The organism is Chloroflexus sp. (assembly GCF_034434295.1).
Lineage (GTDB): Bacteria > Chloroflexota > Chloroflexia > Chloroflexales > Chloroflexaceae > Chloroflexus.
Window position 1 is genome coordinate 1 of sequence record NZ_DAOTZQ010000088.1, and the last position, 18,156, is coordinate 18,156.

The following is an 18,156-nucleotide window of genomic DNA, read 5'->3' on the forward strand; positions in this document are numbered from 1 at the left end:
ACGCGGGTTAGGCGGATGGACGCGGATGGGGCGTAGGCGTTGGTGATACGTTGCTGGCAGGACGGTTGAAGACAGACGCGGCGGCAGTGTGCCATACGCCTCTGTGCCCTCGGTGTCTCTGTGGTGATATTCCCATGCGCCGCTGAGCAGTGCTATAATGTCACTATATCAGATTTCACAGCAGATGCAGTGTCGTTGAAACACCTATGCCACTTATCCTGCGCTTAACCTGCGACCAACAGACCTGTCGGGCAAAGGTTGCCGATACCGGGAAGGTGTTGGCCGAGACCCCGTTGCAAGACATCCCCGACATCACGGAGATTGTTGGTGATCCGCCGAACAAATCCAATCGTCGTGCCGGCGATCCATACGGAGCCGGTGAGCGGTTGTTTGCGGCGTTGGGTGGTACCGATCTCCAGCGCATGCTGGAAAGTGCCGCCGATGGTCTGCTGCTGCTAGCGTGTGATGAGGGGCAGACCGCATACCCTGGGAATACGCGGTGACTCCCGACCGACGGTTTCTGTTCGCTCAGTGCAGTATCCTGCGTCTCGAACCACGTTCGGCTCCACCGTTTGCGCCCGATCCGTTACGGTTCCTGGTTGTCTGCGCCGATCCGCTGCTGTACCCCAATGGCAGCATCCCTGCCTACCATCTCGATTTTGATCATGAGATACGGGCGCTGAAGCAGGCGCTGGCGAAAGGTCAACGAGCGCTGGTGGCCCAACGCGTTCCTCCTACCCGGCATGCGTTGCGTGAGGCGCTGGCCGACGGCCCGGCTATCGTTCACATCTCCTGCCACGGTGCGTTGACAACGGTTGCCGATGGCGTTGATGTGGTACTTGCGTTTGAGGACGACTGTGGCAATTGTCGGTTCTTGCTGGGGCGCGATCTGATCGACTACGCACCGCGTGGTGGTCTGCGTTTGGTCATGCTCAGCGCATGTCAAAGCGCACCGCTGGCACGGGCCTTTGTACGCCAGGGAGTACCACTGGCCCTCGGCATGCAACACAATTTTCCCGATCCGTTGAGTGACGATCTGGTGGCTGCCTTCTACCGTTATCTCATTGCCGGTAGTCAGCCGTCGGAGGCGCTGCGCCAGGCCCGGATCAGGCTGGCTGACGAACATCCGGCGGCTGCCGGGATGCTGGTAGGCTACACCTGTTACGATGGCTGGGCTGCGCTGAACCTGCCCCCAGGCCAGCCCACGATTCACCTCGATTGGTCGACGCCCGTCAGGTTGCCGGATCAGGTGTCCGTGCCGACAACCGGTCTGTTAGGCCGGAACGCCGAGCTGGTCTCGCTGGCTACGGCGTTGCAGAAAGGGCGGGTAGCGACGATTGTCGGTGCCGGCGGTATGGGTAAAACCGCGCTAGCGGCTACCTTCATCCGCCGTTTTGCGTGGCGCTTCGGACGGGTTGCCGGTGTGAGCTTCGCCAATGCGCCGATTGATGAAGGGCGGGTCTGCCAGGAGCTGATCGAGCGGCTGGTTGGCCCGCAGGCATTGCAGACGATCATATCCGCCGGTGACCAGAGCACCGATCTGACGGGACGTTTGCGTCAGACGCTGTGCGATCTGATCGAGCCAGAAGACCTGCTGCTGTTTGATAATTACGAGAGCATTTTGCAACCAGAAGCAGGAGCTGAGGCTGCGGCAGCGGCAGTGCAACGCCTGACCCATCTGTTATCGAGTCGGGGATGTTATCTGCTCTTCACCAGTCGGGCGCACCCAACCGGCCTGCCCGATGAGCGGCTGGTGCCTGACCGGGACGGTGTCGATGGTCTGAACCGACTAGCCGCAGTTGAGCTATTTATGCGCATGTCGAGCAGGGCCTGCAATGGGCAACAGATCGCAATCCACCGACAGATTGCCCACCAGGTGGCAGCATGCACCGAGGGCTACCCGCTGGCGATACAGCTGCTGGCTGCGGCCTATGACGAGTACGAGGGTGAACCACACCACTTCCTTGAGCGCTGGTCAGAGTATCTGGCCCAGGCGCACCGTCAGGGACTCGATCCGCGCCATGCCCGACTGGCGACTGCACTAGACGTAAGCCTGGCCCCGCTGGCTGCAGCCGACCGCCAGCGCCTGGAGCAACTGAGCAGTCTGGAGATGCCCTTTTTCGCCGCTGCTGCCGTGTTTCTGTGGGGCTTACCAACCGATGACGATGGTCAGCCAACTGACGCTGCCCTTGCCGACGTCCGGCACACCCTGGGTCTGTTCGTGCGGCGAAGCCTGCTACGGGTAGCCCATTATACGACAGGTGACACAGGCACACCGACCGATCAACCGGCCACGTACCGCTTCCAACCCGTGATCCGGCAGGAGATACAACGTCGGAGCGGGCAGACATCGTCACCTGGCGGTCTCGTTGCCTACGGTGTCTGGCTGGCGAACCGGGCGTATGGTCAACTGGATCATTCACCGGCACTGGTTGATGTCATCTGGCAGAGCATGTCGCTGCTCAGCGCAGCGACCACCGCCCTGAGTGGTGATACCCGCGCCTGGCACATCTGGCGGGTAGCCACCTTTCGCCAGCACTTCGGCGATCTCACGACGGCACGTATCGAGCTGGAACAGGCCCTGGCAGACGTTGGAGACGGTACGGCTGTGCGTAGCAGGTTGCTGCACGCGTTGGCGTCCATTTATGTGGTGCAGGGGGAGCTGGCGCGGGCCAAGGCGCTGTACGAGGAGAGCCTGGCGATCAAAGAGGCGCTGCAGGATGTGCGCGGCAAGAGCGCCACGCTCTCTGGTCTTGCCGATATCTATCTGCTGCGCCAGCAATGGTCGCAGGCGGAAGCCTGTCTGCGTGAGGCGCTGCTGCTGGCCGAACGCCTGTCCGATCAGCAGCAGATTGCGTTCTGTACGGTGAAGCTGGGCCAGGTGGCGCAAGGACAGGGTGATCAGGCGACGGCACTGGCACGTTATCACCAGGGGCTGGCAATCTTTGAACGGCTGCGTATGCCCCGCGAAATCCAGCAGGTACGAGCACTCATCGCCGCACTTGACCAGGCGGTGCCGTCACTTGCCGATGCGATTACGGCCTGGATCAATGATCCCGGCGATGATCAGACGTGCGTACAGAATCTGGTCGCGTTGCTCAATCGAATTGCCGGCGAGGTGGTGCAGACGGTGCGGCAGGCTGATCGGCAGGCGGCTGAGCAGGTGGCAGAGACGCTGATTCCGCTGCGGCTGGCGTTGCTTCGGTGGCCGGCAGCACAGGCGTTACCACCGTTCAACACATTCCTGGGTTGTTTGCAGGCTTTGCTCCGGGGTGAGGAACAACAACTGGCCCGTCTGCGCACCGGGCTTGATGAAGGGCTGGCAGCAGCGTTGGTCGGGATAGAACAGTTGTGTACGGCGGATGGCGGATGAAGAGGATATGCGCACTGCCGCACGGGATCAGCAGATTGCCGATGTGCGCCGGCAGGTGATGGCTGCCATGCCGCTGGCGCTGGCCGATACCGACGATCATCGTCGTGCGCAGTTCGTGCAGCAGCTCGAACAGTGGGCGGTGCGGGCGGCGGCGGATGAGCTGCCCGGATCGCCCTGGCTGGAACTGGCTGCTTTCCTGCGGGCATGCGCGACGCTGGTGCGCGATGGTGCGGTGGTGACTGATGGTCTGCATGCGACCGATGCTGCTCTCATCGCGGTCTGGGCAGCCTATCGGGCAGCGGTGGCGTCGGGTGATCCGGCAGCGCTGGAAGTGGCCTTACTCCAGCTCCCGCCAGAGGTACGCGAGCAGGTGCTGCACGTGTTGAATGCGCAGCTTGCCGCCCATGTGCAGAGTCTGCCTCCCGAACAACAGGTAGCGCTGGTGGCTGAACAGACGATAACTGCCACCCGGCAGGCGCTAATTACGGGTGATCCCCAGGTGCGGATGGCGCTGGCCGATCAGGTGCAGGCGGCTGCCGACCATTACGCCGACGGCGAAGCGCCTGACTCGTTATATATGCAACTGGCCGAACTCCTGCGCTACTGTTGCGCCTGGTTACGCGGCGAGCCGTTACCGCCAGTTCCTGAACGTTTCCGCCATTTGGTATCGCCACCTGATGAAGGAGGATCACCGGCATGAAGCCATCCCTCTCCAAGCCCATACGATGCAGGCGGTGTCAGCAGTGCTGGACGGTGGATCTGGCACGGTTGGGCAAGCCCGAGCAGACCCTCTATCGCAGTCGCAGTCACGAGCGGCTGCGGCTGGAGGTCTTCCGCCTGGTGTGCCCGTTCTGCGGCAACGTTGAGATGCTGGAAGTGACCTTTGAGGAGGGGCGCGATGCCTGAAGAGATTCGCGCTGTGCGCCAGCGGCCACCGACAGTTGAAGAAGAAGCGTTGCACCGCTGGTTTGAAGAGCAGGCGAAAGACCCACCCAGGCCGCTGGAAGAGGGGGCCAGGCAGATCATTGGGCTGGTCAGTGCCCTCTACAGTGTTATTTTCGGGATTCTGGCCCTGGCAGATACACCGTTGCCAGCGTATCTAACCTGGTTGCCGGTACGGGTATTGGGCGCGGTTGTGGTGCTCTCGTATATGGTAGCATTGCTGGCAGCTCTGCTGGTGGTTGTTCCTGGCACCTACCGCTACGCGGCAGCCAGCCAGACCCAACGTGAACAGGCGTTTCGCCGGCTGATGCAGCGCAAGCTGATCGGGCTGCGGGTGGCGCTGGTGGCATTTGGGACGGGGAGTGTGGCTTTTGCCGGCTTGTTTCTGATCGTGTTGTGGGGATAACAGGCAGATGACTATCGTGGTGACGCAATCAGCAGCCGGTGCTATCCATACATACCTCGCCGGTACCGATCGTGCGCCGCTCTTTGTGGCGGGTGATGCGATTGACATCCTTCAGCACCTGCCCGACCACTCGATTGACTGCTGCCTGACCAGTCCACCGTACTGGAGCCAGCGCCACTATGCAGGTGGCGGGATTGGTCTGGAGCGAGCGGTTGGCGAGTATATTGATCGGATCGTTGCAATCCTCGATCAGGTCAAACGGGTGCTCAAGCCGTCCGGTTCACTCTGGCTCAATCTGGGCGACACCTATGTGAACAAAGGTCTGGCAGGTATCCCGTGGCGCATTGCCTTACGCCTGATCGATGAGCGAGGCTGGATCATGCGCAATGATGTCATCTGGCACAAAGTCAAGGGTGGCCTTGATCAAACACGTGATCGTCTGCGGAACACATACGAACATATCTTTCACTTTGTGCAGTCTGCCCAGGGCTATTACTACAATGCAGATGCGATCCGCACCAAGCCGCGCCAGGCGCGGATCCTCAATGGTTCGGTGGTGTCGGCAACGGGCGTGCGTGGTGTGCGCTACCGGCGTCAGATCGAGCTTTCAACCGCATTAACCGAAGCGGAAAAACAGGCTGCGCTCCAGGCCCTTGCGGCGATGTTGCAACGAGTTGCCGGTGGCGAGATTGCCGACTTCAGGATGATCATTCGCGGCCAGCAACGAACTACCCATTCCGATTCGGTGCGCGTATCCGGGCGGGCGAAGGAATTGCAGGAAAAAGGGTTCTACTTTCTGACCTATCATCCAAATGGCAGCAAACCCGGCGATGTATGGGATATCCTGCCTGAAGATACCCAGAACCGTCGCGGGCACTTCGCGCCATTCCCTGAAGATGTGTGCAAAATCCCGATTCTGGCGACATGCCCTGAAGATGGGATTGTGCTCGATCCGTTTTGTGGCACAGGAACGGCAATGCTTACCGCATATCTGCTGGGCCGCAAATCAATCGGAATTGACATCTCACATGAGTATATCCAGATAGCGGAAGAGCGCTGTTGGAGAGTAGAACTTATTTTTTCTTGAATGCTGTGCTATCGCGCTCTCAGCCTGTCGCCCTGGCGTATACCCGCCTACCAATCGCTGGCGACAGCCACCCCTGATCCTGGCCCACTGGTAGTGCGTAGCTCCGGTCGTACCAGCATGCGCTGCATGGGTTGCTTTTCCCACTCGTTATGCGCGTATTGCGACGTTTGGCGTGCGGCCGCATGGCTGCCGCACGTCACACAAGGGCAATCCGGTCTGGCAACGGTATCCCTGTCGGTGTGCGGGGTGGGGGCGCTGGTTCGGTGCGTCAGGGGTGGGGTATTGTCAACCGCAGGTTATGCGACGCCCGATTTGATCGAGAACGTATTTCATACAAGCTGTGCTGCCGTGCTTCGAGTCTACCGCACAGCTCCTGCACGCTTGCCAGCCACCAATGACAGTATCTTGCTTCCAGTCTGTCTGCGTGGCAGCGAGGAGGTCTGCCGACCATCTCTGGTGCTATCAGGCGCTGGATTGGTGGCCTTACCCGCTCGCCATCCGCGTGTCGCAGCGTTTGGCGTGCAGCAGCCATGCTGCCGCATGAGCCGTGCTCATGATCCGGCGCGTGGTACGCCGTTGATCCTACTGATCACGGGGAGGCCGGGTGTGCTCGTCACAATCATGGGGTCTGTCAGGAATGAATACGATAACTTCCAGGAGATGTTTGTTGACATAGGTTCTAGTATCCCTCGGTGTCCTCTGTGGTGGTATAATTGCCGCTGAACGAGGCTATCAGGTCACAGCCTCAGATTCCACAGCAGATACAGCATCGTTGCAAAAAATTATGCCACTTCACCTGTAATGAACCTGCGACCAACAGACCTGTCGGGCAAAGGTTGCCGATACCGGGTAGGTGTTGGTGATGTGGAGATGAGCGTATAGCCGGATTTTCCAGGTTGCGTTGAACCAGGGTGTACAACAGTGCTCAATCACCTTCAGGCAGCAAACATCTCAGGTATTCAACCGCATATCTCCCTCAGCGAGATAGATGATCTTGACGGACAGCTCTTTCAGCGTTTCCAGAGCAAGTTTGTCGTTCAGCCCACACTCTCGCGTCTGCTGGTCAGTTTTCAGGCAAACAAGAATAGACCAATCTACCGCTGGTATAAATTCAAAGAAGCGTTTTCTGCTGCGCTTGTCGAATATTTGTTACACAAATATGGTATCTCTGCCGGTCGTGTTCTCGATCCTTTTGCCGGAAGTGGCACAACCCTGTTCGCCGCAAGTACGATGGGTATTGATGCAGATGGGATTGAGTTGTTGCCGATTGGTCAGGCAATTATCAAGGCGAAACAGATTCTGGACGCCGGGTTCACAGCCGATGATTTTGCACGGTTGCGTCAATGGGCAGACACACGGGTGTGGGAACATGCGCAGACGCGCCTGCCGTTACCGGAGCTGCGAATCACGAGAGGTGCCTATCCCGACAGAACGAAAGAAGCGATTGAGCAGTACCTGGCAGCGTGTCGGCACGAAAATGAGCGCGTGCAGACCATTCTGCGCTTTGCCTTGCTCTGCATCCTGGAGTCAGTCAGTTTTACGCGCAAGGACGGTCAGTATCTGCGCTGGGACTATCGGTCGGGACGCACCCAGGGCAAGAAGGTGTTTGATAAGGGCAGCATCCCTGACTTTGCCCAGGCGATCTGTGCAAAGATCAACGAAATCCTGACCGATATATCACCCGGACATCAGTCCAGCCTGCTCCCTGCTGAACGCCTACAGGGTGACATCCGGCTCTATGATGGCTCCTGTCTGCACATATTACCTTCGTTGCCGGAACACACCTACGATGCTATGATCACCTCACCTCCCTACTGTAACCGTTATGACTATACGCGCACGTATGCGTTGGAACTGGCGTTACTGGGTATAGATGAGAAGGAGTTGGTGCGGCTTCGCCAGGAGATGCTCAGTTGCACCGTCGAAAACCGCGACAAAGACCTGCTCAGTATCAACCCCTATTGGACGAATGCACTGGCAGTCGCTGATGCCCAACCGTTGCTTCAGGCGATCCTGACCTACCTTGAAGACCAGAAAGCCCGTGGGGTGTTGAATAACAACGGCATTCCCAGAATGGTGAGAGGCTATTTTTATGAAATGGCATGTGTCATCGCAGCATGTGCGCGTGTTTTGAAACCGAACGCACCGCTCATTATGGTGAACGATAATGTACGCTACGCTGGCGCTAGCATTTCCGTCGATATGATACTCTCTGATATGGCCGACAAGCTGGGGTTTCGCACTGAACAAATCCTGATCCTGCCGGACGGCAAGGGTAACAGCAGTCAGCAGATGGGTGAGCATGGCAAGAAGGCACTACGCAAATGTGTTTATGTCTGGAAGAAAGTATGATGCGGTTGCCTCCCTACCTGAACCACCTCCACACCAGCACTGACCTCGTGACACCATACGAAGCTGTCCGTGCAGGTTTCGTTGCTCTTGCACTTGAGAAGAGTCGCCGTGCTACGTCATACGTTGCCGAAGCCAGAGCATTACAGGAAGCAGCTTCAAGGGTCAGATCACCCGCCGAACTTCTCAGTGTTACGGGGATCGAAATGGGCCTGCTTACAGCAGCAGGGTTGTCGGACAAAGCGCTCGTTCATTTGCAACCGGAAGATAAGAGAGATGCTATCGTTAATCTGGTCAGTCACTTTCTGGAGCCGGCAGGAGAAAAGTTCGTTGAAGAGCTGGTGTTCAGGTTTCTGCTTACCCGTGGTGATACTCTTGGTGGTTCAATGCGTAACGTCGGTGGTGTTCTGGCCTAGCGAAAACTGACCCGTGCGATTGTTTCTGCCCTGACTATTGCAGGCAACCGGTACCGATGGCAGCACGCCAAGACCCGACAGTGGGTTGATATGTCTGATGATGACTCAGAAATCGAGCTTTCTTTACGGGGATTAAGTTGGGAAAACGAAGGTAAACCCCGCACGCTGATGTATAACCTGACAGTACCTCTGGTCAAGAACAACGTAGACATCTGTTTATTCGATCTTGATCCTGACACCCTGCACAACTCTGGCTATCAATCAGTCCAGTCGTATCTTGCGCTTGGTGAACTTAAGGGTGGAATAGACCCCGCCGGTGCAGACGAACACTGGAAGACTGCACGAGCGGCACTTAATCGTATTCGTAAGTCTTTTGCCGATGCAGGCTATTCCCCGTCCCTCTTCTTTGTAGGTGCGGCCATTGAGAGGCGGATGGCAACTGAGATTTGGGATCAACTGGAGAAGGGATTACTTGCCAACGCCGCCAATTTGAACGATCCAGGCCAGATCGCATCGCTGGTGCACTGGCTGTGTACACGCTGAATGCGGTTGTCAATGCTCGTTAGCGAGTAAGATCAAGCCTTGATGATTATGAGCATCGTTGTCGTGGTCGGCCATTTCACGGCATTCTGCGGCATGGTCAGATGTATAGATGCTTCTCCTGTAGGGTGGGCTGCCGGTTTGTGTTCGTCTATCGTCGGTGCTACCGTTACAGGGCAGGAGTGGAGGGAGATTGATTGCGCAGGCTTCCAGCCTGCGCCACGGTCTACACGCCGCCGGATGCGTGGCTGGTCAGGCTGGCGGTGTGCGATACGAGCAGTTGTCATTGCCAGTTAGACCACTCGCCGGGTCGTAAGCACGGTTGGCGCGGCAGCATGGCTGCCTCACTCCATACGAGGGCAAGCCGGTCGGGAAGTGGTATCTCTGCCGGTGTGCGGGATGGGGACGAGGTAAGGCTATTCGTTGGCTTCTGTGACACCGGGTTTGATGTGCGACACGCCCCACCCTACCCCGCCCCCGCTGGGGGCGGGAATCGCCGCTGCCGGATCGCTTCCGCTGTTGCGAGCTGGTTCAGTGGTGTGGTATCCCGCTGAACACAGGTATCGCAGGCTGGGGCAGGTGGTGTGCGAGCCGGAGGCTCGCGCTCCCAGGGGTGTGTTGACGCACTCACTGCGGTGTGGTGCTGTGTGCGAGCCGTAGGCGCACGCTCCCAGGGGCGTGTTGACGTGCGCACTGCGGTGTGGTGCTGTGTGCGAGCCGGAGGCTCGCGCTCCCAGGGGCGTGTTGACGTGCGCACTGCGGTGATCACGGGTGCGGCGTTCAGGCGCTGTTGAATGGCGGGTCGCGACTTTTATGATGCCTGATGTGATTCTACCCCAGTACCACCCGCGCAATGTGTTCGATCAACCAGCGACTGACTATGATCTCCTGATCGAGGCGGTGTTGGTCGGTGCGGGGTAGAATGAGGTGATCGAGGATGATGTCGTTTGCGCTGTGGATGGCGAGGAAGGCGTGATCGGCACCACGTCGCTGACGGTCGGTCAGGATGGCGGCGGTGAGGCCAACCCCAAGCAGTGGCCAGTCGCCGTCGCTGAGGGTTTGGGCGCGATGGTAGGCCCAGGTGGCCATGGCTTGTGCGGTGGCGGCGCTGACTGCCGGTGCGTTGAGGTTGCCGGTGATGGTGGCCAGTGAACGCGGTGAGTAGGCGTCGATGGCTTCCAGGACGGTTCGCGATGAGCCGGCAATGGCGTGGAGCCAGGCTAACCCCAGGCTGCCGGCTCCGGCAAAGACGAGGACCAGGCGGGTTGGTGCGGCGTGAATGGTGCTGATCTGTTCGGCAATGTCGGGTGGGATCATGGCGTCGTGCTCCGTCTGAAGAGTTCCTGCCACGCTGCGCAGTCAATGGTCTCGCCTTCGGGTAGCCCGGCTGCGGCGCGAAAGGTGCGGACGGCGCGGGCTGTGGCTGGGCCGAAGAGACCATCCGCCGGGCCGGGATCGAAGCCGAGGATTGCCAGTCGGGCCTGGATGTCGGCCACCGCCGGATCGTAGCGACGTGCTGCGTCGGTTTGTGGGCTTAACGGGCTGAATGATGTGCAGTCGCGGGCCACTAGGTCGGCATCCGGTACCCAGGTGAAGGCAAAGCCGGTGGCAATGGTCGGTTGTGGGGGCAGGGTTGGATCGGTGGGTAGCCAGATGAGCGGATCGTTGGTGGCGAAGCGGATTAAGGCGCCACGAGTCTGCGCATCCCAGAGGACGGCAATCGGTTCGGTGATTGGTTCCGGGCGTAGTGGTGTGATCTGGCCGTTATCGCTTATGCGCGACATGAACGGGCGGAAAGGGTATTCCCAGGAGTAGACAGTAGTCGGTACCATTTCGATGAAGGCGTAGATGAAGCCGTCGGCCAGGCGTTGCGGGGCACGCACCAGCGGAATGATGTTTTCGTCGTTGGAGAGGAGGGCGGTTTCGGTGCCGTCGTCGGCGTTGATCAGGTACAGGCCGAAGCGGATGTCGGGGCCGGGGCCACCGCCCGCCACTGCCAGCTCACGACCGTCAATGCTCCACAGCTCCTCTTCGCAACAACTGAATGCACGCACGATTTGGCCGTCCGGCCCGATAATGACCGCTTCGCCGCCGGGAATGCCGATTTCCGGTTGCATCACTGCGTAGAGCAGCAGCCGATCACCGGTTGGCGACCAGGCGACCGGGAGGTAGCGCCAGGCCGGATTTTCCATATCCAGTGTCTCCGGGACGGGGTCGTCGGCGATGACCAGCTCCGGTTGCCCGCCGCTGATCTGGCTGACGTAGACGCCAGCCGGTGAGTCGGCGCGTCCGTTGATCAGCTCAGACGTAGGGTTGGCGAGATGATACACAATCCGTTGACCGTCGGGGGAGATGCGGGGGTTGGTGATTGATTGCTCGCTGAAGATCACCCGTCGTCCGTTGCCGTCGAGTGCGACTAGGTCGTTGCCGGTCAGGTAGACCAGGGTGCCGTTGGCCGCGACACTCAAGTCGCGCACCGGTTGTGGCTCGTAGGTGATTTGGGTCAGACGCTGGCCATCCGGCTCCAGGCGCATCACCTGATCGTTTTCGATCAGGTAGACCGGGGCCGGGATGGTGGCGGCGGCGATAACAGTGGGTGGTGCCGTTGGTGTGGTGGTTGGTGTGGTGATCGGTAGCACAATTGGGGTAGCGGTTGCAACCTCTCCCGATGGCGTGGCCGTGGGGGTTGGTGTGGCCTGGGATGGGGCAGAGACGCAGGACGTGAGAAGAACTATGATCAACCACCCAAAATACCAGACGTTTTTCACAAGACGACTCCTGTTGGTAGGCGATATGTAGCCGGGTGCGCATCGGTCGAGGAACCTGCGGCAGCACTGGTCATGATTGGCGACTTCGCGTATCATCATACCGTATGCAGGGCTGCTTGAACAGGGCTGGCCGGTCTCTGGCAGAGGAGGTTGCTTGAGTACGTCGTCGTTTCCGATTGAACAGGTGCTCGATACGCTGGAGCGCGAGCTGGCGGTGTATACGCCGCCGCTGATTGACCAGATGGGAGAGGTGAGTCAGACGCCGTTTCGGATTCTGATTGCGACCATTCTCAGTTTGCGGACGAAAGATACGTTGACGGCGGTGGTTGCGCCGCGGCTGTTTGCGGTGGCCGATACGCCGGCGGCGATGGTGGCGTTGGGGGTGGAACGGATTGCGGAGTTGATCTACCCGGTTGGGTTTTATCGGGTGAAGGCGCGGCAGATTGTGCAAATCTGTCAGATGTTGCTTGAACGTTATAACGGTGAGGTGCCCGCCGATCTTGATGAGTTGCTGAAGTTGCCCGGTGTCGGACGTAAGACGGCTAATCTGGTGGTGACGGCGGGCTTCGGGCTGCCGGGGATTTGTGTTGATATTCACGTCCATCGCATTTGCAACCGCTGGGGTTATGTGCAGACGCGCACGCCGGAAGAGACTGAGATGGCGTTGCGGGCGACGTTGCCGCAACGCTACTGGATACCGATTAATCGGTTGCTGGTAACGCTAGGGCAGAATATCTGTCATCCTACGTCGCCGCGGTGTAGCATCTGCCCGATCCGTGTGGTCTGTCCGCGAATTGGGGTGACGCGCAGTCGGTGATGGTGAGGCGTTTACCGGTGTACCGGGGCCAGGAAGCCACTCAGCAGGCCACGAAACGGGCGCACGGCTTCAATATGCGGGAAGTGGCCGCAGCGTGGAATGACGACGAGCTGTGAGCCGGGGATTTCGCGGTTGGCAAGCCGGGCGTAGTCTAGCGAGAAGACGCGGTCATGCTCGCCCCAGACGAGCAGTGTGGGCGCTCGAATCTCGCTGAGGTGTGCCCGCAGGCCGGTGAGGGTCAGATCGGTGGCGGCGTAGCGCCGGCTGAGGGCGGTGAGCGCACGCCGATTGGCAGTACCACTAATAGCAGCCCGACCACGCTCGATCAGGTCGGCGGTGAGGTACGGTTCGGGGTTGTGAAAGGCGGCGGCGAGAAAGGCACGCACGACTGTCGGGTGGGCCGAGAGCCAGAGGATGGTTTCGCCCAGGATAGGCCAGCCGCCGATAATGGTGAGTGGCGATGGCTTGATGAAGCCGTCGGTGGCGATCAGTACCAGGCGGGCGACCCGTTGGGGATGGCGGAGGGCGGTCGCCAGCGCGTATTTGCCTCCCATCGAATGGGCTACGAAGACGGCACGCTCGATACCGAGCGCGGTTAGGAGACCGGCGTAGAGATCGCTCTGCAAGGCCAGACCATAGGGGGCGTTGACCGGCTTCTCCGAGCGTCCAAAGCCGAGGGCGTCGACGGCTAAGGCGCGATACCCCTGTTGCGCCAGCCAGTCTACCGTCGGTTCCCAGTCGGCACACGAGCCGGCGAAGCCGTGTAAGAGGAGTACTGCCGGCCCCTGTCCGGCTTCGATCCAGTGGAGTTGATAGCCGTTGATCCGTAACCAGCGTGAACGCATCGCTTTTCCTCGTAGACACAGGGCATAGTGAGTATACCACGGGTGGGCGAGTGGTTGACAGTGATGAAGCGCAAAACGGGCGTTTCTGCTCATTGCCGGGCATTGAATGTACATGTATACTCTGAGTATATGCATCCATTGAGGACAGGTACCTGGATGTCTGTTCCTCGTGCAGAAGATTATGAGCGACCTGATCGACATCTTGCAAACGCTGGCAGCCCAAAGCAGACGATCCTCGTCACCGTTGATTACGTTGCGTTCGTTTCCGCCTGGAACCGGCACCCGCATCAGCCATCTGACGGTCGATCAGGGGTTGCAGGAAGCCTGGGTTCAGGTGGTTGGTACGCCGTTCTTTCAGGCTCAATCGATTGCGCTGGCGGCCCTGCGCCGGGGAACGCCTTTTGCCATTACCGGTAGCAGTATGGTCAGCCGGGCCAGTCTGCACCTCGTCACCCTCGATCTGCTGCGGAATGAACCGTCGGCTACGGCGTTGTTGATCGCGCCTGATCCCGATCTGGCCCTGCTCCACGAGCGCGAGGCGATGCTGCTGGCCCGTTATTGTCGTCCGGCGTTGCCGATTGCCGCGACCGGTGGCACGCAGCGACGGGCGGCGCCGACGGCGCGGCTGGTGATCACGACGTTACCCGAACTGCATAACCATCTGCTCAGGTTTCACGACCGGGCCTGGCGGTTTTTCTGGCAGCATCTGCGCTTGATCGGGATCGCCGATCTGCACGTGTTTCACGGAATTGCCGCTGCTCATCTGGCGATGACGCTTGTGCGTGCAGCGCGGCTGACAAGTCAACCGCTTCTGCTCGGTGGGACGCTGGCGACGGTGAGTGGCGCCGAGACTGCGCTGACAATGTTGACCGGTCGTGAATGGCGGATCACGGCGGTTGACGATTTGCCACGTCCGGCCACAACGCTGGCGCTCTGGCAGAGTGATGGTGAACGGCGGCGCGAGATTGCCCGGTTGGCGGAGGCTTTTCTGGCTGCTGGTGCTGCGGTGCGGCTGGTGGCGACGCCGTGGGAGATGGCCGATTTGCGGACACTGGTTGACCACGAGGCGTTTAGTGTTGGGACGCAGCCAATGCCGGCCCATGTGCAGATCATCACCAGTGCCGATGTCGGTGCAGCCACGGTGCAGGCGGCGCTGGCGAGTGGGGCGGTGCTGGTCGTGCTGCTCCTCGGGCGCGGGATGAGCGAACCGGCTTTGCAGCGGCTGGCAGTGACCGATCTGGCAACGTGGCCGCTCTTACGCCCACCAGTGTGGCCGCCGGTCTTGAACAATTCGTTCGTGTCCACGTTACATCTGGTTTGTGCCGCCAGTGAGCAGCCCCTACGTGTCGAGGAGATTCGGCAGTGGCAGGTTGAGGGTATTGTCGAACAACTGACAGCGAAGGGCTATCTGAGCCGGCTCCCTGATATGCCACCCGTCTGGTTACCCGGTGCCCAGAGCGATCCCTACATTCCGCTCGACCTGCACGCTGCCGGTACGGAACCGATTTACCTGCTTGATGAGCAGGGGCGGCAATTTGCCACTACCGACTCGTCGCTGTTTCACCGCTGGATGCATCCGGCGGCTGGATTGCCACCACTACGCGGCGGGCAACAGGTCATTGCTCGCGACGAGGATCAGGGCACGATCACGCTGGCGCGACGGGATGGGCGGCGTACTCTCCCACTGCGGCAGTGTCAGGTGCAGATTCGCGAAGAGTGGGCACAGCGCGAGTTGCGTCGTTCGCGCGGGGGCCGCGGGCCGCTCCTGAGCTGGGGACGGGTCGTTGTTGACGAGCAGGTCTACGCCTACCGCGAGCAGATCGGTCGCGAACCGGCTCAGGAACGAAAGCTGGTTACACCGCCGAGCTATCGCTGGCAGAGTCCGGCGGTGTGGGTGCGGCTTAATCAGCCGATCCATCCGCTGGGTCAACAGGTGGGGTGGTCGGTCGTCGCAGCAGCGGCGTTGATCACGCTGGCCCGTTTGGAGGACTGTGTACCGGCTTTCGATCCGGCGACCAATCATCTGTACCTGATCGATGCCCAGAATAGCGGTAATGGGCTGGCTGAGTGGTTGTACGATCAGTTCGAGACGATTCTGCCGCTGGCCTACGATATTGCCCTCGAACAACGTACCGATCCGCTCTTTGAGCCGTTGGCGCGCACCGATATGGACTGGCTGCTGGCGGTGTTGGGCGGCGAAACCGAGGTGGCAATCGCGATGCCGGCGTTATCACCGGGCCGCACGTCGGGTGAGCGCAGGCCGGTGCGCACGTCTGAACCACCGGCGCAGTCGCCGGAGCCGCCAGCGCGAGAGCCACCGGTGCGGTCGGAACCGCCGGCGCGAGAGCCACCGGTGCGGTCTGAGCCACCGGTGCGGTCTGAACCGCCAGCGCGGTCTGAACCACCGGTGCGGTCTGAACCGCCAGCGCGGTCTGAACCGCCAGCGCGGTCTGAACCGTCGGCGCGAGAGCCACCGGTGCGGTCTGAGCGCAGTGCCGATGCGCAGCGTGGTCGCTACAATCGTTCCGGCGGGCGTCATAGCGGACGACGTGTTCCTGATCAGCCCGATCCATCCGCAGCACCGGCGACGCCTGAGCCACCGACTGACGATGCGCCGGCGGCGAGTGTTCCCGACGCTGAAGCAATTCTGGCCCGGCTCCGCCAGCGTCGTGAGCGTAATGGCCCGGCACCGACGAGCCGTGAGAAGCGTCCTGAAGGCCAGCAGCCGCTGGAGCCACGTTTTCAGCCGGGTGATCGGATTATCTGTATGCCCTACGGGGCCGGGCGGGTACGCGCCAGTATTGTGAGTGAAGGTCGGGAACTGTTGTTGGTTGAGTTTGATGAGCACGGCGAATTACGGATTGACCCCTCTGTCAACATTGTGCGGCGTTTGCCGCCGGTAGAGGGCGAGGGAAGTGAGTAGTGCGATGTCTAATCCGGTTGTTCTCTATCTGCCATTGCTCGTGCATAGTGACGTTGCAGTACGGCGACAGGCGACGACTATCCTGCTGACCCATTATGGCAATCGGGCACTGACCTACTTGCGCCGCTTGCTGGACGATCCTGAACTCGCTGAGCAGGCCCGGATGGCGTTGAGAAACGTCGGCGAGATCAGCGGCCTGCGGGTCGAGCTGCGCCCATTTCGCGGTGTGTATGTGCGCTGTCTGGGTGATTTTCAAGTCTTCATCGATAGCCGGATGATCAAACCAGACGAATGGGGGCAGAGTGAAGGGGGCAAGGCCGGCGGTCGTAAAGTACAGGGCCTGTTTGCCTACCTCGTGCATTGTGGGGCAGAAGGGGCGACGCGGAGCGAGATTGCCGAGGCGGTCTGGGGTGGTACGGCTTCGGCCAGCAGTTTTGCCAGAACGCTCACGGCATTACGGCAGGTGCTTCAACATTGCGGCGGTGAAGAGCTGGCTGCCAGTTTGCTCTACACTGACCGGCAGCGTTGTGCGCTCAATCCCGATCTGTATCAGAGTGATGCTGATTTGCTTGAGCGCACGTTCGATCTGGCCACCAAGACGGCCAATACCCAGGGTGTAGAGGCGGCCCTTTCCTTCTATCAATACGTGCTTGACCTGTACGATGGGCCATATATGGAAGGGATTGTGGGGGCGCAGGAGTGGGCTGCCGAACGTGGGGCACGGTTGTTGAGTAATGTGGTGCTGGCCGGCGAACGACTGGCGTCTGTGGCTTTGCACAATGGTCAGGTAGAGCAGTGTTTGCAGTACTGCCAGCGTGTGTTGGCCCACGAACCGCGTGCAGTAGGTGTCTTGAGCCTGTTGTTACGGGCCGGTCACCGGCTTGGGTTACCGGCAGAAACACAGCGTGCCTACCAGCGCTACCTTTCAGCGACCGGGATCAATCCGCGTCGCAAGCGCGATGATCCAGTGGTGAAACTGTACCGGGAACTGGTTGAGTCGGTTGAGGATCGCGGTAGTAATGGCAGGTAGTATCCGATGCTGGCCGCCACTGTGCCTTGCGCAGGTTGTCAGACTCGTTTCGGTGTGTTGCCGGGGGTCGAAGACGTACTGGTTGGTTCAGAGTATTTCGAGTGTAGCAAGAGGGTGAGGTGACATGTCCCCACCCCAGCCCGCCCCGCTGGGGGCGGGAGGAGGCCCTCACCCCCATCCCCTCTCCCGCTTGCGCGGGAGAGGGGAGAACGGCGAGCGACATCGAGGCGTCTCGATGCACTAGATGGCGGGTTCGTTCTTATGTTCGGTCCGTTCCTCCTCCAGCGGGGGAGACACCTGCAATTCCTCCCCCCGCAGGGGAATCACCTGCAATTCCTCCCCCCAGCGGGGGAGACACCTTACAGTTTCTTCTGCTGGCGGAAGGGAATCACCTGCAATTCCTCCCCCCCGCAGGGGAATCACCTGCAATTCCTCCCCCCAGCGGGGGAGTCACCTGCAATTCCTCCCCCCAGCGGGGGGAGGTTAGGAGGGGGGCGGAATTGAGGCGAACGGGAGCCATATGGAACACGCCCGTCCCCGCTCCCCCGCTCTCTCCCCAGGGGCGAGGCTATGCATTACCCACAACTGCTGTCAACCACGGCTGTATCAGCGGGTATGATCGCCATTGGTGCTGGTGTGGGCGACTGGCCCGGTGGCAGC

General features: G+C 60.2%; 13 protein-coding genes and 1 pseudogene. 11 read left to right on the forward strand and 3 right to left on the reverse strand.

From position 1 onward, the window contains the following. Positions 1-206: 206 nt before the first annotated feature. The 8 genes and pseudogenes from VAE57_RS12430 to VAE57_RS12465 all read left to right on the forward strand — a co-directional run bounded on the left by VAE57_RS12430 (position 207) and on the right by VAE57_RS12465 (position 9,116). A complete protein-coding gene (locus VAE57_RS12430) occupies positions 207-503 on the forward strand; it encodes a hypothetical protein (RefSeq protein ID WP_322822194.1) in 297 nt (98 codons plus the stop codon). Further along, on the forward strand, positions 500-3,373 hold the full coding sequence (locus tag VAE57_RS12435) for a CHAT domain-containing protein (protein WP_322822195.1): 2,874 nt from the start codon (positions 500-502) through the stop codon (positions 3,371-3,373). Before VAE57_RS12430 ends, VAE57_RS12435 begins: the two co-directional genes overlap by 4 nt. A gap of 7 nt (positions 3,374-3,380) precedes the next feature. Beyond that, the gene (locus VAE57_RS12440) at positions 3,381-4,073 is read left to right on the forward strand and encodes a hypothetical protein (protein ID WP_322822196.1); all 693 of its coding nucleotides are present in this window, start codon (positions 3,381-3,383) and stop codon (positions 4,071-4,073) included. After that, positions 4,070-4,279: a hypothetical protein gene (locus VAE57_RS12445; RefSeq protein WP_322822197.1), complete on the forward strand. Its 210-nt coding sequence runs from the start codon at positions 4,070-4,072 to the stop codon at positions 4,277-4,279. Before VAE57_RS12440 ends, VAE57_RS12445 begins: the two co-directional genes overlap by 4 nt. Then, positions 4,272-4,721 carry a hypothetical protein gene (locus VAE57_RS12450; RefSeq protein WP_322822198.1) on the forward strand — a complete coding sequence of 150 codons (450 nt, stop codon included), beginning with the start codon at positions 4,272-4,274 and terminating at the stop codon, positions 4,719-4,721. The genes VAE57_RS12445 and VAE57_RS12450 overlap by 8 nt, the downstream gene beginning before the upstream one ends. 7 nt (positions 4,722-4,728) lie before the next feature. Next, on the forward strand, positions 4,729-5,808 hold the full coding sequence (locus VAE57_RS12455; protein WP_322822199.1) for a site-specific DNA-methyltransferase: 1,080 nt from the start codon (positions 4,729-4,731) through the stop codon (positions 5,806-5,808). Between the two features lie 921 nt (positions 5,809-6,729). Beyond that, the gene (locus VAE57_RS12460) at positions 6,730-8,160 is read left to right on the forward strand and encodes a DNA methyltransferase (protein WP_322822200.1); all 1,431 of its coding nucleotides are present in this window, start codon (positions 6,730-6,732) and stop codon (positions 8,158-8,160) included. Next, a pseudogene (locus VAE57_RS12465) lies at positions 8,160-9,116 on the forward strand (type II restriction endonuclease). Before VAE57_RS12460 ends, VAE57_RS12465 begins: the two are co-directional and overlap by 1 nt. 828 nt (positions 9,117-9,944) lie before the next feature. Here the strand turns inward: VAE57_RS12465 and VAE57_RS12470 are convergent. Together VAE57_RS12470 and VAE57_RS12475 are read right to left on the reverse strand one after the other, a co-directional pair. Continuing rightward, positions 9,945-10,430: a hypothetical protein gene (locus VAE57_RS12470; protein WP_322822201.1), complete on the reverse strand. Its 486-nt coding sequence runs from the start codon at positions 10,428-10,430 to the stop codon at positions 9,945-9,947. After that, positions 10,427-11,881: a peptidoglycan-binding protein gene (locus VAE57_RS12475; protein ID WP_322822202.1), complete on the reverse strand. Its 1,455-nt coding sequence runs from the start codon at positions 11,879-11,881 to the stop codon at positions 10,427-10,429. Before VAE57_RS12475 ends, VAE57_RS12470 begins: the two co-directional genes overlap by 4 nt. A gap of 154 nt (positions 11,882-12,035) precedes the next feature. Here VAE57_RS12475 and VAE57_RS12480 point away from each other — a divergent pair, with 154 nt between their 5' ends. Beyond that, positions 12,036-12,698, forward strand: coding sequence for an endonuclease III (locus tag VAE57_RS12480; protein WP_322822203.1), 663 nt, complete (start codon positions 12,036-12,038; stop codon positions 12,696-12,698). A gap of 11 nt (positions 12,699-12,709) precedes the next feature. Here VAE57_RS12480 and VAE57_RS12485 read toward each other — a convergent pair whose 3' ends face one another. Continuing rightward, positions 12,710-13,543, reverse strand: a complete 834-nt coding sequence (locus tag VAE57_RS12485; protein ID WP_322822204.1) for an alpha/beta fold hydrolase — start codon at positions 13,541-13,543, stop codon at positions 12,710-12,712. Between the two features lie 181 nt (positions 13,544-13,724). Between VAE57_RS12485 and VAE57_RS12490 the strand changes: the two genes are divergently transcribed. Beyond that, positions 13,725-16,466: a helicase gene (locus VAE57_RS12490; RefSeq protein ID WP_322822205.1), complete on the forward strand. Its 2,742-nt coding sequence runs from the start codon at positions 13,725-13,727 to the stop codon at positions 16,464-16,466. A 4-nt stretch (positions 16,467-16,470) separates the two neighbouring features. Then, positions 16,471-17,496 (forward strand): bacterial transcriptional activator domain-containing protein, encoded by a 1,026-nt coding sequence (locus tag VAE57_RS12495; protein ID WP_322822206.1) that lies wholly within the window; start codon positions 16,471-16,473, stop codon positions 17,494-17,496. Positions 17,497-18,156 lie beyond the last annotated feature (660 nt).

Bases quoted from the DNA above. Each gene is read 5' to 3' on its own strand.
- VAE57_RS12430 (WP_322822194.1), top strand. From the start codon at position 207: ATGCCACTTATCCTGCGCTTAACCTGCGACCAACAGACCTGTCGGGCA.
- VAE57_RS12440 (WP_322822196.1), top strand. From the start codon at position 3,381: ATGCGCACTGCCGCACGGGATCAGCAGATTGCCGATGTGCGCCGGCAG.
- VAE57_RS12445 (WP_322822197.1), top strand. From the start codon at position 4,070: ATGAAGCCATCCCTCTCCAAGCCCATACGATGCAGGCGGTGTCAGCAG.
- VAE57_RS12450 (WP_322822198.1), top strand. From the start codon at position 4,272: ATGCCTGAAGAGATTCGCGCTGTGCGCCAGCGGCCACCGACAGTTGAA.
- VAE57_RS12455 (WP_322822199.1), top strand. From the start codon at position 4,729: ATGACTATCGTGGTGACGCAATCAGCAGCCGGTGCTATCCATACATAC.
- VAE57_RS12470 (WP_322822201.1), bottom strand. From the start codon at position 10,430: ATGATCCCACCCGACATTGCCGAACAGATCAGCACCATTCACGCCGCA.
- VAE57_RS12485 (WP_322822204.1), bottom strand. From the start codon at position 13,543: ATGCGTTCACGCTGGTTACGGATCAACGGCTATCAACTCCACTGGATC.
- VAE57_RS12490 (WP_322822205.1), top strand. From the start codon at position 13,725: ATGAGCGACCTGATCGACATCTTGCAAACGCTGGCAGCCCAAAGCAGA.
- VAE57_RS12495 (WP_322822206.1), top strand. From the start codon at position 16,471: ATGTCTAATCCGGTTGTTCTCTATCTGCCATTGCTCGTGCATAGTGAC.